This is a genomic window from Actinomyces sp. oral taxon 171 str. F0337, assembly GCF_005696555.1.
GTDB classification, from domain to species: Bacteria; Actinomycetota; Actinomycetes; order Actinomycetales; family Actinomycetaceae; genus Actinomyces; species Actinomyces oris_E.
Genome location: NZ_CP040005.1, coordinates 141,840 through 157,703, shown reverse-complemented (window position 1 = coordinate 157,703; position 15,864 = coordinate 141,840). Strand labels below are relative to the sequence as shown.

Genomic DNA, 15,864 nt, shown 5'->3' with positions numbered 1-15,864 from the left:
AGCCATGAGTGTTTTCCGCAAGCACGACGACGGCCCGGTCTCCACCGCCCTGGAGGCCCAGGGCCTGACCTGGCTCGCCGAGGCGATGGCCGACGGCGGGGCGCACGTGGTGCCGGTGACCAGCGGTCCGGGCTGGCTGGAGGAGCCGCGGCTGACGACGACCGGCGTGACCCCGGCCGGGGCGGAGGCCTTCGGCCGGGCGCTGGCCGTCACCCACGCGGCGGGTGCCCCGGCCTTCGGGGCGGCGCCTCCCGGCTGGGACGGCCGGGCGCAGATGGGCCGCTCGGACATCCGGCTGCGGCCGCACGCCGCGGAGGAGGGCGAGCCGCGCCGCTGGGGCGAGTTCTACGCCGAGGACCGGATCCTGCCCTACCTGCAGCCCAGTCGGGACAACGGCTCGATCAGTGTGGGTGGGGCCCGCGTCGTCGAACGGCTGTGTGAGCGGCTGCGCGACGGAGACTTCGACACCGACCAGCCGGCCCTGGTGCGCGCCGGTGCCCGCGAGCGCGGCGCACGGGTCGCGGTGGCCCGCACGCACGGGGACCTGTGGTGCGGCAATGTCCTGTGGACCCCGGCCGACGAGGCCGCCCAGTGGGCGCCGTCCCGGGCCGGGCTCGGGCCGCAGGTGTCCGCCCCCGAGACGGTTGACGGGCCGACGGTGGTCGGCGTGCTCATCGACCCGATGGCGCAGGGCGCGCACGCCGAGACCGACCTGGCGGCCCTGGGCGTGTTCGGGCAGCGCTACCTGGATCGCATCTACGCGGCCTACCACGAGGTCTCGCCGCTGGCGGAGGGCTGGCGCGAGCGGGTGGGCCTCCACTCCTGGCACATCATCATGATTCACGCCTTCCTCTTCGGTGGGGGCTATGGCGGGGAGGCGGTCGCCGTGGCCCGCCAGTACCTGTGAGCCGATGCCGGCCAGGACATCGCACCCATTTTGTCCGCCTGGGACGACTTTGAAACCGGCTAGGAGAAGAGCCGTCCGCGTTTGTGCTGGTCAAAGCAATTTGCCTGCGCGTCGACCAGCAGAGACGACGTCAAAGTCGTCCCATCTGGACACTTTTCGGGCTACGAGGCCCCGTAGGCTGGCCGGGTGAGACCTCGACGACGTCAACAGCGCCTGGTGCGCGCGGTCGTGTACGTCCTCGTGCTGCTGGTGGTCATCGGCATGATCCTGGCGGTGGTGGGTCCGACGCTGGCCACCGCGGCTCCAACGGTGTCGGCGCCCCAGCCGGCCTCCGATGCCGCCTCGTCCTCGCGGCCGGCGCCGGTGATCGTCCTGGGGACGAACAATCTCACCTGGGCGGACCTGCGGGAACAGGCCTCCCATGACGGCGTCGGTGGGGACTCCGGCTCTCCCGGCGTCGGCTCGGCGGCCGCCCGCCTGCTGGCCTTCGCCTCCCGGGGCGAGCCGATGAATCTGTCCGTGCGCACTCCGGCGGACCGCACCTGCCCGGCCGACGCCTGGCTCACCCTGGGCCGGGGCAAGCGCGCGAGCGCCATCGAACCGGCTGCTTCCTGCGCCGGCCCCACTGCCGCGATCCCTCGCGACACCCCCCTGGTCGGGGCGCTCGGGCATGACGTCTCGATCCAGACCGTCGGCCCCGGCACGCAGCTGGCCATGGGAGCACCGGGGGGCTCAGCGAACAGGCCCGCCCCCTTGACCCCTTCGGTGGCCGAGGCCCTGGCCGCCGGCGCGGACCTCACGATGGTCGACACCGCCCGGGACGCCTCCACCGACGCCGAGCGGATCACCGCCCTCGACGACGCCCTGCGCACGGTCCAGGAGCAGGCGCGTCCCGGCACCCGCCTCGTCATCGCCTCCCTGGCCGACGACGAGGCCCCCGGCCCGCAGATGGCGGTCCTGCCCGCGGGTACGACCAGTGCGCGAGGCACCTCCGACGGCCTCGTCATCGGCGACTCCACGCACCAGCCGGGCCTGGCCCAGCTGACCGACCTCACCCCGACTCTCGTGTCCGCCCTGGCCGGCCGCCACGACCCGGCCTTCGACGGTCGGGCGCTCACGCTGCCCGAGACCGGCCGCGCGGGCACCGCAACAGCCGCCGCTGGCGCGGCCACTGGGGACGCCCGCATCTCGCGGCTCGCCGACGACGCCCTGCACGCCCGCGCCTCTCAGGCCACAGTGATGCCGGCCGGCGCCCTGCTCATGGGGCTGACCGTGGCGCTCCTGGTCTGGGCGGCCGTCGCGCTGCGCGACCCGGGGGCGAGCCGGCGTGAGCCCCTCCGCCGCCGGGTCACCCGGGTGGCCGTCTACCTCAGCGCCCTGCCGACGGCGTTGCTGCTGGTCAATGCTGTCCCATGGTGGCGCGTGGGGGCCCGGGCCGGTTCCCCCTCGGGGTGGGCCTCGGTCGTCGCCATGGCTGCAGCCGCGCTGGTCGCGGCCGGGATTGCGGGACTGGCCGCCGGTATCGCGGCCCTGGCGCGGCGGCACAGGCGGCCCCTCCCTGCCACCTCACCGAGTCCGTCGCCCTCAGCACTCTGCGCCACGGCCACCGCTGAGCCGGTCGGATCCCCCGATACCCCCTCCGCGCGGGGGGAGGCCTCGGCCGAGCCGCAACCGGACGAGGCCGGCAGTCCCGCTCCCGCCTTGTCGTCCCCGTCCATGAGCGGGGCGAGCCTGACGGCGCTGCTGGTGGCGGTGGCGATCCCGCTGGCCTGGCTGGTCGACGCCGCTGCGGGCGCCTCCCTGGCCTTCAACAGCCCGCTGGGAATGAACGCGGTGGTGGCGGGCCGTTTCTACGGGGTGTCGAATACGGCCTTCGCGCTGGTGGCCGGCGCGCTCGTCGTCGTCATCGCCGGCGCCTGGGTGGCGCTGGGCGGCGGCCGGCGGACCGCGCTGCTGGTGACGGCCCTGCTGGGCGGGGCGGCGTTGATCGTTGATGGCGCCCCGCAGCTGGGCGCGGACGTGGGCGGCGCCCTGACGCTGGTGCCGACGCTGGCCTTCCTCGGTGCGGGCCTGGCGGGCCTGCGCCTGAGCTGGCGGCGCTGGCTGGGCATCGGGACCGCAACAGTCCTGGTGGTGAGCGGGTTCGCCGTCGTCGATCTTCTCCGGCCCGGTGGGCCCACGCACCTGGGACGCTTCGCCCGTCAGGTGGCCGACGGCTCGGCCGCCGGCGTGCTGGGGCGCAAGGCGTACGCACTGGTCGGCCCCTTCATCACGAGGCCGCTCACGGCGATCGCCCTGGCCTGCACCGCGGCCCTCGCGGCCGCGGCCCTGTGGTGGGGGCGCCGCCAGGTGGGGGCCTGGCGCTCCGGCACAAGCCCCTACGCCTGGCTCGCCCCCGCCGCCCACGGGGACATGGTCCACGCTGAGGGACCGGATTCCTGTCCCCCCACGCGCGGAGTACCCCTGTCCGGGCGATGGGGGACGACGGCGCTGAAGTCCTTGGGGGTGCTGACCCTCGTGGCCGTCCTGGTCAACGACTCCGGCGTCACGATGGCCGGCTTCATCCTGGCAGCCGCCGCCCCCGCCCTGCTGGCGCTGATGCTGTCCGGGAGAGAGCCGGCGCGCTAGCGCTCGGCCGTCTCCGAGGCAGCCGCCTGCGAGCCGTCAGTATCGTGCGGCTTGTCCGCAGCCTCGACGTCGTCGTCGGCCTTGGGGGGCTGCGGCACGGCGCGGTAGGTGAAGAAGTGGTCCTGCTCGGCGGCCGCCTTCTCGAAGGAGGCGCGCGGCACGCGGTGGCGGCGCAGCTTGCGCCGGGTCACGGCCCGCAGGACGTCCTTGTACTGGGAGGCCCGGTGCATCGTGCCGGCCCGGTCGTTACCGGTGATGCGGTGCGTGATGTCGCAGGGGACCTCGATGACGGCGAGTCCGGCCACGAGGACGTCGATGGTCAGACCGACCTCCACCCCCCAGCCGTCGGCCAGGGGCACCGCCTTCTCGTAGGCCTCACGGGTCAGACATCGCTGACCGGACAGCGGCGCCACCGGCAGCCACCCGGTGGCCAGTGAGATGGCCCGCCTGGCGGCGCGCACGACCCGGCCGCGGCCACCGGCCCCGGACTGCTTGGGGGGCACCGCGATGGACATGTCGGCGACGCCGTCGACGACCGGGGGCACCAGCTCGGCGCAGGAGGCGGCCGAGTCCCCCAGGTCGGCGTCGATGAACATCAGCAGCCGGGCGGGACCGTCGGAGTAGTCGCGCATGGCGACGACGGAGGCCCCGGTCTCCATGGCGGAGGCCTTCCCGCGCGAGACGGAGTGGCGGACCGTCACGGCGCCGGCGGCGCGGGCGTGGTCCTGAGTTCCATCGGTCGAGCCGTCGTCGACGACGATGACGAGGTCCACCCGCGGAATGGAGCGGCAGGCCCGCACAGTGGTGGCGATGCGCTCAGCCTCATCCTTGGCAGGGATGACCACGGCAACGCGCTGGTCGGGCCGCTTGTTGGAACTCACGCCCCCAGGGTATCCAGACTCCCGGCCTCCAGCCGATACCTGAGCGCCCCGTTACCGCGCGCCCGTCTTGTGAGGCCCGTCAAGTTCTCTGCTTTCGTCCTACGGGGCGCGGATTCTTCAGGCTCCCCGCGCAGTGGACGCGCGCCGGCGACACCCTGAGCACCTCTCGCCAGCCACAGCGACACGCCGGTGTGAGGCAGCAGGAAGGCAACCACCCCCAGCCTTTCTTCAGTGATTTTGTGTCAAACCTTCATCATAGGACCACGGTCCCCGGAGAAACTGAGAAATCTTGCTGCAATGAATCACATTTCCTCATTCAGGCGCTAAAGTTGCCCGTTTCGGCATGTCACACCCGGTTCTCGTGGCACAGTGGAGGTAAGGAGCCCGTCAACGGAGCCGGGTTCCGCCGGCGCATTTCGCGTCCTTCCGTGTGCCGGGGCGACTCCCCTGCCGCCCCGGCACGCCTTGGCCCTCAACGCGAACCGCCCAGCCGCAGCACTCGCCACCCCGGCTCATCGATGCAGGAAGCAGAGCATTCACGTCGCGGCGCGCCCGCCTCCGACAGATCCCGTCGGGCGCAACGGAGACATGACCGGCCCACGGGCAACCCCGGGGGCCGGCCGACGAACGGCCGGCCCCCGCTGCTCCGCCTCTGCATCCTTCGTGCAGGTCAGTGCAAGGCGCTTGCGAGCAGATCGAGCCCCACGCTGCCCAGGTCGATGCCCCGGTTGTGGAAGGCGCGCAGGTCCAGCTCACCACCCTCGGCTCGGGCCTGCGCCTGGGCGCTGCGCCGACCGGCCCGCCAGACCCGCTCACCCACTGCGTAGGCCAGCGGCTGGGCCGGCCACCCCAGGTGCCGGGAGACCTCGAAGCGCAGGCGCCCTTCGGAGATCACGGTGTGGTGGCGCAGCACGGCGGTGACGGTCGCCCGGTTCCACTCGCGGCCGGCTCCCGGGAGGGCCGCGACATCATCGGGCACGGGGATCCGGGAGTGGACGCCCAGGTCCACGAGGACCCGGGCCAGGCGCCAGCGGCGGGCCGCCAAACGGCCGAAGCGGTCCTCGGGCGTGGGCATGAGCCCGAGCTCGTCGGCGAGGGACTCGGCGTACAGGCCCCAGCCCTCGTCGCATCCGGGGACGGACCCCAGGTAGCGCTGCCAGGCGGTCAGGCGCGTGCTGGTGGCGTGCGCACCGACGTGGACGTGGTGGCCCGGGACCGACTCGTGCAGGACCGTGGTGCGCTCCATCCACGGCCACACCAGCTGCTCGCCGTCGGCCAGGGAGCGCATGACGATGCCGGGCCGGCGCTCCCCGCCGGTACCGCGCGGCTCCTCGTAGTGGACGGCGCCGTCTCCGAGCTCCCCGAGGCGCACCCAGGGGCGGCCCAGGCCGTCGGGCGGGTCGAGGAACCGGCCGACAACGGCGTCCCAGGCCTCGTCGGCGACCTCCTGCGCCCAGGTCGTGTAGTCCTCCGGGCGCAGGGCGTGGGTCGGGTCGGCGCGCAGGTGCCGGTTGAGGCTGCCGGCATCGGCGCCGGCCCCCAGGACGTCGACGGCGATGGCGTCCTGCTCGGCGATGACCCGCCCCAGCTCCTCGGTGGCCCAGGCGTAGGTCTCCTCGGGGTCCACCCGGGTACCCAGGACGCGGCGCATCCACAGGGCGTGGCGCTGAGGGCCGACCCCCTCGGCCTGGGGCGCCCGCGGCGAGAGCGTCGTGCGCAGGTGCGAGGCGAAGTCCAGCGCAGCGCGGCGGGCGACGATGTCCGCCTCCTGGAGCTGTACGTGCAGGGTGGCCGGCAGGTCCTCGGGCAGTCCCCGGGTCCGGCGTCGGGCGAGGTCGCGCGCCTGCCCGGCGACGACGTCGACCTGGCTGAGCGGGGCGATCGCACCGGTCTCGGCCGAGGCGGCCAGGGAGGCGGCCAGCCCCTCCAGGGCGGCGGGCAGCGCCTCCAGGCGGGTGCGGTGGAGGTTCCAGGCGTCCTCCCACTTGGCCTCGGCCTCGGCGAGGTCCGCCTCGTCGGAGCCGGCGCGGTCGGGGGTCTCGGGGGGCCGGCGCAGCTGGCGGGCGATCTGCTGGAACGGCGAGGAGAGGAAACCGAGGTTGCCTCCCTCCTCCCCGGCGGAGATGAACTGGATGGAGGTCTCCAGACGCTCCAGGAGGTGGCGGCGCAGAAGCTCGTCGGAGCCGGTCGAGCGGTCGACGGCGGCCACGCGGTGACGCAGGGAGCGCTCGGCACTGAGGCGCTCGGACAGTCCCGCGGGCGAGTAGTCGGGCAGGATGGCTCCGCCGGGCAGGCCGGTGCGGGCGGCCGCCTCGGGATCGTGGGCGCACAGGAGCTGGGCGTACTCGTCGGCAAGATCGCGCAGGACGACGCTGGCAGCCGCGGTCTCGGAAGGTGAGCGGACCGAGGAGCGGGTGGCGGCCTGGGCGGAGGTGTGAGCGGCGGGCGCCCCGGAGGCCGCCGCCTCGACCTCACGCACGCTCAAGGGGGCACCGGCCGTGCGGACGGCTCGCCAGGTTCCTGAGCTCGGGTGCTGCGGGTGGACTGGCGGCCGCTCGGGTGGCCCGGTGCTCACCGGGCTGGTGACGGACGCAGGTGTGACGTCCGCTGCACCGGTGGGGGCGTCCTGCGTGCGGGAGACGGTCGGAGGTACAGCGGGTCCGGATGGAGAGTGGTTCGAGGGGTCATCGGTCATGACAACAGGCCTTTCGCTTCACTCGCCGCATGGCGTGCGGGCCCGGCGGCGACATTGCCGTCTCACCAGGGTGCCAGGAACCGAAACAAAGGTCCATAGGCATCATGGATCTGACAGCGAAAAGAAGTGGATGAATCGGAGGGCGTCCCACCCCGCGGGAAGGCGGCGGACGCGGATGGGAACTGGTGCTGGTCTGATCCCGAGGTGCGAGACTCGGTGACGAGCCCGGGCCGGTCCCTCAGTAGCGGACGTAGCGGACGCGGGGAGCCGCGACCCACCCCCTCTGATCGGCGCGGTCACCCGAAGGCGGAGGCCGGAGATCAGCGGGTGGCTACTGGATAGCGGTCGAGAGGCATCGATGGCGCCGACCGACCGATGAACAAGGACGCAGCAGGTTGACGCGCACGGCCGTCGACCGCGGCGCGGAGCCGCAAACGGTACGAGTCATCAGTGCTCCTCTCATCCTGGACGGGCCGGGCCGCCCCGGCGCGAGGTGTTCGTCGTGCTGTCGTCCTGCGGTGATGGACGTGACACGATTCAATGACGCCGTGCCGACGGTGTCAAGGATCTGCGGCCACGGTTCACCCGTACCGATATGCGCGCAGGTCAGAGGCATCTCGGTGACTCTCCGACTTCGCCGCGCTGCCGCCGTTGGCAGCGCTCACAGGCAGGTGGCCCCCGCCTTCGAGCCACATCGGCCAGGCCCGATCCGACCACATCGTGGTCACTCGTCATTGACAGCGAGTGCCACGTGTGCGCAACCATGTCCCACCCCATCCTCCTCGACGTGCACCCGCTGTTGGCACCGACCAGCGGTGAGGTGGAGCTTCAGTGCGCGCAACGAGGAAGCGACCCGACGCCGCTTCATCTCCTAGTGTGGTCCTGCCTGCAGGGCTACACCCAGCTCATCGCCGTCGGCGCCACCACCGCCGACGCCGCCTTCATCCGCGCAGCCCTGCGCACCATCGTCACGATTGGAGACAGCTGATGACAGCCAAGAAGACCCTCAAGAAGACCGGCGACCGCACTCTCATCGTCTACGCCCACCCCTACGACGGCTCCTTCAACCACGCCATACTCGAGGCCGCCACCTCCGCCCTGGACAAGGCGGGCAGGCCCTACGACGTCGTCGATCTCTACGCCGACGGCTTCGACCCGCGCATGCCCGCTGAGGAGCTGGCCCTGTTCACGGAGGGCGGCACGCTGGACCCGCTCGTGAGCCACTACCAGAAGCTCATCGAGGGGGCCTCGCGCATCATTGTCATCTGCCCGATCTGGTGGAGCGAAGTGCCCTCCATCGTCAAGGGCTTCGTCGACAAGGTCATGAAGCAGAACTGGGCGTACCACCCCACGGCCTCCGGGGTGAAAGGGCACCTCACCCACATCAAACAGGTCCTGGTGCTCACGACCTCGACCGCCCCGACCTGGTTCCTGCGCCGGTTCTGCGGCAACTACGTCGGCTCGGTGTTCCTGGGCGCCGCCATCAAGCAGGTGGGCATGCACGGGCGGACCTGGGTCAACTTCGGCAAGGTGGGCAAGGTCAGCCGACGCCAGCACAAGAAGCACCTCAAGCGCGTGGCCCGGCTCGTGGTGAAGTGACGCATGAGCCCCAGCATCACCGCAGAGCGCCTGGCCGAACTGAACTCGGGACGAGACGAGTCCCGAAACCTGGCAGAGGTCCTAGCCATCAGCCACTCCACGCTTCTGACGCAGGTGGTGCCGGAGGCGCCCGAGGAGCTGGTGGAGGCGGCCAGGCACGCCGACTCGCTCGGCATCCTGGCCCGCATGCAGGCCATGGGCGAAGCGCTGTCTGCGCACCTGGGTCGCTCCGCCTGCTTGGATCTCACTGACCACCCGGCGGACACAGTCCGGGGCTGGGCAGTCTTCGCCCTGGTCGCTCAGGAGAAGGACGCCGACGTCGACACGCTGTTGGCCCTGGCACGACCGGCTGCGGACGACCCGCACTTCGGAGTGCGCGAGTGGTCATGGATGGCAGTGCGTCCGCACCTGGTGCCCCAGCTCGACGAGGCGATCCGCGCGCTGCGGCCATGGACCTCGGACCCCTCGGAGCGCATTCGGCGCTTCGCCAGTGAGGCGCTGCGTCCACGCGGCGTGTGGGCACGGCACATCCCCGCACTCAAGAAGGAGCCCGAACGGGGCCTTCCGCTGCTCGAGCCGCTGCGTGCCGACTCCTCCCACTATGTGCAGGACTCCGTGGCGAACTGGGTCAACGACGCCGCCAAGACCCAGCCCACCTGGGCCATGGAGCTCTGCGGGCGCTGGCAGGAGGAGTCGCCCACCCCGGCCACTGAACGGATCATCAAGCGAGCACTGCGCTCGATCCGGCGGTGACAGCGGCCAGAGGTCGTCGAGTCCGGTCAGGACCGCCCTCCCAGTAGTCACGTGGGTGGTGGGTTCTGGGGGGAATGCCCCCGTCCGTCAGTAGGACCGTGGAGGTACGGCATACTTCGGTGGTGCCTGAAACCACGCGCCTTCCGTTGAGCCGATGGCGTCTGCTCCCCCGCCGCCTGGTCCAGTTCGCCCTCCTGGAGCTGGCCTGCTGTGCCTTCGCCATCGCCATCTTCGTCGGGCTCGCGGTCAGCGCCCTGATCTGGAGCCATACGGATCCTCCGATCGCCCGCTACGACGCCCTGCTGATCTACGTCGTCGTGGTGCAGATCGCCTTCGTGGCCCTGAAGCAGGAGACCTGGCGCGAGCTCGGCGTCATCTGCACATTCCACCTCATCGGGCTGGCGCTGGAGGTGTTCAAGGTCCGCACCGGCTCCTGGGCCTATCCGGACGCGGGGGCGGTGCGCATCGGCGGGGTGCCGGTCTTCTCCGGATTCATGTACGCCTCCGTCGGCTCCTACATCTGCCAGGCCTTCCGGCGCCTCGACCTGCACGTGGGAGGCTTTCGGTGGTGGCCGGTGAGTCTGCTGGCCGTGGCCGCCTACCTCAACTTCTTCACCCACCACGTCATCGTCGACCTGCGCTGGGTGATCGCCGCCGGTTTCCTCATCGCCTTGTGGGGAAGCGCCGTCCACTTCACTGTCGGCGGGGACCGCTACTGGATGCCGACGACGGTGGCCTTCATCCTCATCGGGGGATTCCTCTGGCTGGCGGAGAACCTGGCCACGGCGTTGAGCGCCTGGCGCTACCCCGACCAGGCCGACGGCTGGCACCTGGTGCACGCCGGCAAGTTCGGCAGCTGGGCGCTGCTCATCTCGCTCAGCTTCGTGCTCGTCGCCGCAGTCAAGGCGAAGGAGGGCACCCTCTACGGACGCGGCCTGCCGCGCGTGACCCGCCGGCGCCTGCGCATCGCCGAGACCTGAGCAACGCCGAGCCGGGCGTTCTTCGCGGTGCCCAACAGAAGTTCCGTAGGGCTGCGAGAAGAGTGCCCGGCTCGGCGAAAAAGGGTCAGAGGTTGACCTGGCGGGAGATGATGCCTGCCTTGGCGCGGCGGACCTCAGGGCTCAGGGGGCTGGAATCGGCCAGTGCGGCGTCCAGGCGCTTACCCATGGCCTGCAGCGGCTTGGTGAGCTCCTCGGCCTCCGTACCCGGGACCAGCTCCCACACCGGGATGGCCAGGCCGTTGGCCCGGAAGGCGCCGACGAAGCGCGCCCCCTCCTCCAGGTCGGACTCGCGCGCGGCGTGGATGCGGGCGAAGGCGTTGAAGAACTCGTCCTCGTCCTCCCCGCGCGCCCAGCGCACGAACTCCTTGGTACCCAGCCGGCACCAGTAGGCGTGCTCGACGCCGGGAACAGGCCGGGTCGGGGCGATCTCCTCCTTGGCGCGCTCGATGGCCTCCTCAATGACCTGGCGGGCCTGCGCGTCACCGGCACCGGCCTGGGGGTCGACCCAGAAGTCGAAGGTCTCGCGCACGGAGACCACCGGCGGCTCGCTGGTGTCGAGGATGTCCTGGAGGCGCGGACCAGGCTCAGGCAGTCCGTCGGTGCGCAGGGCCTGCCCCTCGGGCAGCTCAAGAGTCGCCAGGACGGCGGCGGCGACGTCGCGGGAGGCGTCCCCGGAGTGCATGGAGGTCTGCATGGCCACGAGGACCTCGCCGTCGGAGCGCTTGAGCCCCTGAACGAACTCGGGAAGGAGCGTGACGAGCTGGACCTGATGGCCGCCGTACTCCTCGGTCAGGCGCACGGTGGCCGTGGCGGCCGGGATGATCTGGGCCATCGCCACGAGGTCCTCCTCGGCCGGCAGACCGGCGAAGGGGCGGGCGACGAACTCGATGCTCTGCTTGCGGGGCTTGGCCGACGCGGCGGCCGGACGGCGCCCGTGGCGCTTCTTCTTCGACATGCCCGCCAGCCTACCGGCCGCATCGCACCCCTCCCAGGCCGACGACGGCCCGTCGCCGCCCCATGGCGCTGTTCACTCGCGGTTCACGGCAGCTCTCCCCATCGCCCTGCCGTCACATCACAGGCAGAACGACAACGACGCCGCGAGAAGTAGTGAATGCTATCCCCATGCGATTCAGTGCGGCGAACCTTCGGCACCTGTGTGTGCGTCTTGCTCGAACGATCTTCCGAAGTCGTTCACTCACCGCCGCGCTCGTCCTCATCATGGTGACCGCGTCCCTGTCCATCGCCCAGGCGTGGGCACGACAGGGCCCCGTCATGGCCTCCTCGCTCACCGAGCCGAAGGCGCCGGCCTTCTCAACCTGGCAGGCGCCGGCCGAGACGAACGAGACCATCTCCTGCGGTCCCTCCACCGACACGCGTCCTCCGGCCGGGGCGACGTGGCGCGAAGCATGGCGCTTGACAACGGACACCACCCAAAACATGCAGATCAGCTATCCACACGTCTCAAGATGCGGAAAATATTTTGTTGTTGAATCAGCCCCGAAGGACACTCCTGTGGGCTTGACGGGATATCACCTCGAAGGCAATCAGCTAAAAGAAATATGGAAAGTACCATCTAAGAGCGCCGATGCCTGGGGTGGCAATCCCTGGTGGGGAGGTCACATGGTTCTCAGGTATGAACTTCTTAACCCCATCAATGGAACCATTGAACGTGCACCCTGGTCAACCGACGACTTACCCTACGTCATGTCCTCCGAGCTCGCCCTCACGTGCAACATGTATGAACACACCAACCACTGTGCTGCCTGGGAGTGGAATAATGGAGCGCCAAAACAGCGCTGGGAGCGTCAATACGACCAGCAAGTTGAACCTGTCGCCTTCGGGGTCGCGGGAGACGGTTCCACACCAAGCCCCCTCGTCCATCTATCTCAGCCAGAAGGACACAGCCTGCAGTCCAACAGTACTGGCATCATGAACCTCGCAGATGGAACGATCACCACACTTTTCAATGAAATCACTCCTGGCGCAGAAGCCGACTACATACCGGCCCGAGACGGATGGGTCCGCATCCCTAAAAAATCTGACACCGCCGAGACCTACTCCCTCCAGGGGGAGCGTATTGGATCGTTTACTCTATCGGGAAGCACCGCTCCACTTCTCATCTCTGAGTCCGGGATCCCGACTCTGGAACAGTTCCAGAAGGCCTACGAATCAGGAGACACGTCCTGGGCAAAATACGTCATCGAATGCACCACGAAAAACGCGTGCACATTCAATGGAAGCCCAATAACCCTTCCATTCGAGCGCTCCTTCGTCTACGCGCCAGCACGAGGCGAGCTCCAGATCCACTGGAACCTGTCCAGCGATCAACAAGTTCTGGCCGTCTCAACCTACAGAATAGGCGGCGTAGATCAAGAGGTGAACGACAGAACATCCCTTGTCATCGATACGCAGACCGCGCACGTCATCACACCCCCTACTTCCTCATCACACATCATCACGAGCTTGGGCGACTCAGGACTCATGGTAGGAATTCAGGGATCTGAAATCGTTGGGTACACGCCGAGCTGAACTAGTCAACTGGCACGCTGGACGTTATGACCGCCTCAACGACTGCTTCCTGTCGCTGCTCAAGCGCCGCGACCACGAGATCAATGACGCCAGACAGCTCATCCAGCTCGGCCAACGCCTCAACTGGGGCCGCCTCACGCTTGTCGAGCTCAACGGTCAGCTCTCCGAGCCTCCGATTCTGTTGGGCCACCCATCGTGCGATGCTCTCACGGTCGACGGCACTACGCCGACGCACCAATCCGGCCATTCGCATGACTGCTCTCAATTTCTCCAGGATCGGCTCCTGCTGCTTCTCCCAAGCTCGCGACCATGTGGGCGACATCGTCAATATTGAAACCGTATCCACAATAACGTCATCACCATCGTCGAGTGCCGCCGAACGCTCCTGCAGGCTCTTCGCGCTGTCATACACGCTTTTACCGAACCAGTCGAGACCCTGCGGGTCACCGAACTCCTGCCACGCAAGCGTCACATTACGGTAGTCCCGCTCAAAACGCTCATAGCGCGCTGCGAGCTCTCGCGATTCGGGAGCACTTGGATCAAGGGTGCCTACTCGCAGAGCAGTCGAGTCATAATCATAGGTCACTTGTCCATAGGAACTGGCCGCGAGCCTTGCCATCCGACGAGAAATAATACCGCGACGAAGATAGAAAAATAATTTTCCTGCGCCCCAAAGGCTTATGACGGCAGCAATGGCGACGGCTGCACGTGCACGTCCACTACCGTAGGCACCCAAGTACGTCTCAGCCCTATTTCCAATAGCCAGAACGCCACCATTCCAGTCCTGGTGAGAGAACTGTGTCACCGCGGCATCCTGAATGGCGACCTGCTCCGAACGCTTAAGCGATACGTCAGCGCCCGGATACACGCCGACCTGATGAGCGCGGGGCGCCACCGCTATGATAACGACCCCTTCTTTCCAGTTCCTATAGTCAACCGTTCTAATATCGTTCTTGTACTCCAACTCCTGGTCTGCGAATGACGCCACAGCCGCGTCCAGGTTCGTATTCCCCCATCCGGTCAGAGAAATGACCTCCAAACGAATGTCCTGACGGAACCTCAACTCCCCCAGCTCACGCTCCAACAACTCACGATCAAACACTCCCGCTTGGTCATGCACACTGACAGTCGGCGCATAACCCAGCATCGGGGAGAAAAAGATCGTGACCGGCAGCGTAAGAATCATGGCCGCGAACAGCAATACACTGGCCGCAAATGAGATCGCGCTCGACGCCCCGCCTCCTTCACGTTCATGTTTTTTTTGAGTCATGTGCGCCTCAACCCACCCTTTCGCTTCTTCTTGGCCTTGAACTTTTCGTCCACTGCCGGCATCGCTATGGCATAAAAATAAGCATCTGATATGTCACGGACTGGCGAGTACACAGACATGGGGCCCGGAGTATCCGTCCTCAAGGCAACAAAGGAAGCGGCCGGAGATTGGGGGTTCATACGAACAGTCACGGAAACATTGGAGAACTCATGACCTTCATCAGCAGATTTTGAGGGTGTCACGTAGTACACACCATGGGCGCCCACTCTAAACTGAGGCCTGGAGGGAGGCTTCGTAGCACTCTTCAGGCCCTGCCGACTTTCTTCGCGGTAGCGCAGTAGGTATTTTCGATATTTTTCATAATACTCCCGGCTAGATTTACCCCGAAATAACTCATCGACCGCTTGCTCTGCGAACTTTTTTGCCTCGGTGGAGAGGCGAGTCAGTTCACGAAGAGCATCGGACGGGGGCATTGTTCGGGTTAATACCTTCGTGGCAGTAGCATCAAGCTCGGCCCGCTTCAGTTTCACCCATTTCAGCGCCTCATGAGAGAATGATTCATGTTCCTTCGGGACATAGGAGAAGATACGTGCTACTGCCGCAATATCTCGCTGCACGAGCTCGTACTCGTTTTCCCATGATTCCTGCCAGGCTCCTTTCCTCGTTAAAAGCTGCGCACAGTTGACAACCGTTTGCTGCATGGCGCGGAGCTGCACGGAGTAGGACTTGGCATACTCAGCAAGACGACCACGCCTCATTCCGTACCACTGAAGTCCGACGGGGTCCCCTATGATCTTCCAGGCGCGCTCAAGTCGGCGATAGTGCCGCTGAAGCACCTTATACCGGGCGATCACTTGAACGCCGTAGATGTCGCCAGCAGGGATGAGTCGAAGGTAGCCAATGACGGCCGCACGCCCGGCCATCGCCTGCGAGTACGCCTCACGCGCCTCTTCAATGCCGGCCATCGCCCGTTTCCCTCGACCCAAATAGTATCGAATCCACTTGTTCGCAGCGATGAAGAAGATGAAGAATAACGTGAACTGAGCACACATCCTGGCAGGATCCAACTGATATCCAATGTATTCGGATGCGACTTCTGCTGATTCTATAACGCGCCCATCATCGTCGTCAGATATAATTTTCCATTCTGCGACATCCCATACCTCCTCCCTTCCCTTCTCACTGATATGCAACTGGGATCCGTAGTAGTACCCGGCTACCTGCCCCTCCAGACTTTCGTCATAGTTGGCGTTGGGCGCACCGGCGATCACGAACACGTTGTCGGCCCAGTGCTCAGAATCAGTCCATGATATCCAGGGGACGTCAGTGGGATGGGTGCGGGCGTAGTTCTGAACCTCCTGCTCAAGGTTCTGAACTCTCGAGCTGTTCACATCCACCACAGCGATGTGAGTCGGCTGCCGAAAGGTGAGCTTCTCAAGTTCCGCCTTGACATGGTCCTGATGAAGAACACCGGGCTCATCATGGATCTCCACCGTCGGGTGAAATTGTTTCGCGGGGTAGAAGGGGGATTGTCCACCGTTGATGATGAATGGTGCGACCACAAGCGCCACACCAATGAGGAGATTACCCGCATACCCGAG

The 15,864-nt window shown here is 67.5% G+C and carries 12 protein-coding genes; 7 read left to right on the top strand and 5 right to left on the bottom strand.

The features are described 5' to 3' along the window. Positions 1-4: 4 nt before the first annotated feature. Positions 5-907, top strand: coding sequence for a fructosamine kinase family protein (locus FBF36_RS00685; RefSeq protein WP_138136977.1), 903 nt, complete (start codon positions 5-7; stop codon positions 905-907). Positions 908-1,093: 186 nt separating this feature from the next. Further along, positions 1,094-3,535 (top strand): hypothetical protein, encoded by a 2,442-nt coding sequence (locus FBF36_RS00680; protein ID WP_225792404.1) that lies wholly within the window; start codon positions 1,094-1,096, stop codon positions 3,533-3,535. Here the strand turns inward: FBF36_RS00680 and FBF36_RS00675 are convergent. Both FBF36_RS00675 and FBF36_RS00670 read right to left on the bottom strand, forming a co-directional pair. Then, positions 3,532-4,416, bottom strand: a complete 885-nt coding sequence (locus FBF36_RS00675) for a glycosyltransferase family 2 protein (RefSeq protein ID WP_009397618.1) — start codon at positions 4,414-4,416, stop codon at positions 3,532-3,534. The two genes, FBF36_RS00680 and FBF36_RS00675, sit on opposite strands and share 4 nt — an antisense overlap. A gap of 670 nt (positions 4,417-5,086) precedes the next feature. Then, positions 5,087-7,111, bottom strand: a complete 2,025-nt coding sequence (locus FBF36_RS00670; protein ID WP_138136975.1) for a DUF885 domain-containing protein — start codon at positions 7,109-7,111, stop codon at positions 5,087-5,089. 763 nt (positions 7,112-7,874) lie between these two features. On the opposite strand from FBF36_RS00670, the gene FBF36_RS00665 reads away from it, so the two are divergent. The 4 genes from FBF36_RS00665 to FBF36_RS00650 all read left to right on the top strand — a co-directional run bounded on the left by FBF36_RS00665 (position 7,875) and on the right by FBF36_RS00650 (position 10,443). Next, a complete protein-coding gene (locus FBF36_RS00665) occupies positions 7,875-8,099 on the top strand; it encodes a hypothetical protein (protein WP_009394244.1) in 225 nt (74 codons plus the stop codon). Next, positions 8,099-8,710, top strand: coding sequence for an NAD(P)H-dependent oxidoreductase (locus FBF36_RS00660; RefSeq protein WP_009394246.1), 612 nt, complete (start codon positions 8,099-8,101; stop codon positions 8,708-8,710). The genes FBF36_RS00665 and FBF36_RS00660 overlap by 1 nt, the downstream gene beginning before the upstream one ends. A 3-nt stretch (positions 8,711-8,713) precedes the next feature. After that, positions 8,714-9,463 carry a DNA alkylation repair protein gene (locus FBF36_RS00655; protein WP_009394248.1) on the top strand — a complete coding sequence of 250 codons (750 nt, stop codon included), beginning with the start codon at positions 8,714-8,716 and terminating at the stop codon, positions 9,461-9,463. 122 nt (positions 9,464-9,585) lie between these two features. Then, complete coding sequence (locus FBF36_RS00650; RefSeq protein WP_034491368.1) at positions 9,586-10,443, top strand: DUF817 domain-containing protein; 858 nt, start codon at positions 9,586-9,588, stop codon at positions 10,441-10,443. Positions 10,444-10,528: 85 nt separating this feature from the next. On the opposite strand, the gene FBF36_RS00645 is transcribed toward FBF36_RS00650, so the two are convergent. Beyond that, entirely contained in the window at positions 10,529-11,419 is an 891-nt protein-coding gene (locus FBF36_RS00645) for a DUF5926 family protein (protein ID WP_009394252.1), read from the bottom strand. A 482-nt stretch (positions 11,420-11,901) separates the two neighbouring features. Between FBF36_RS00645 and FBF36_RS00640 the strand changes: the two genes are divergently transcribed. Beyond that, positions 11,902-12,993, top strand: coding sequence for a serine/arginine repetitive matrix protein 1 (locus tag FBF36_RS00640; RefSeq protein WP_225792403.1), 1,092 nt, complete (start codon positions 11,902-11,904; stop codon positions 12,991-12,993). 1 nt (position 12,994) lies between these two features. Here FBF36_RS00640 and FBF36_RS00635 read toward each other — a convergent pair whose 3' ends face one another. Both FBF36_RS00635 and FBF36_RS00630 read right to left on the bottom strand, forming a co-directional pair. Then, on the bottom strand, positions 12,995-14,263 hold the full coding sequence (locus FBF36_RS00635; RefSeq protein WP_034491372.1) for a DUF5129 domain-containing protein: 1,269 nt from the start codon (positions 14,261-14,263) through the stop codon (positions 12,995-12,997). Next, a complete protein-coding gene (locus tag FBF36_RS00630; protein WP_225792402.1) occupies positions 14,260-15,834 on the bottom strand; it encodes a DUF5129 domain-containing protein in 1,575 nt (524 codons plus the stop codon). The genes FBF36_RS00635 and FBF36_RS00630 overlap by 4 nt, the downstream gene beginning before the upstream one ends. Between the last annotated feature and the right edge of the window lie 30 nt (positions 15,835-15,864).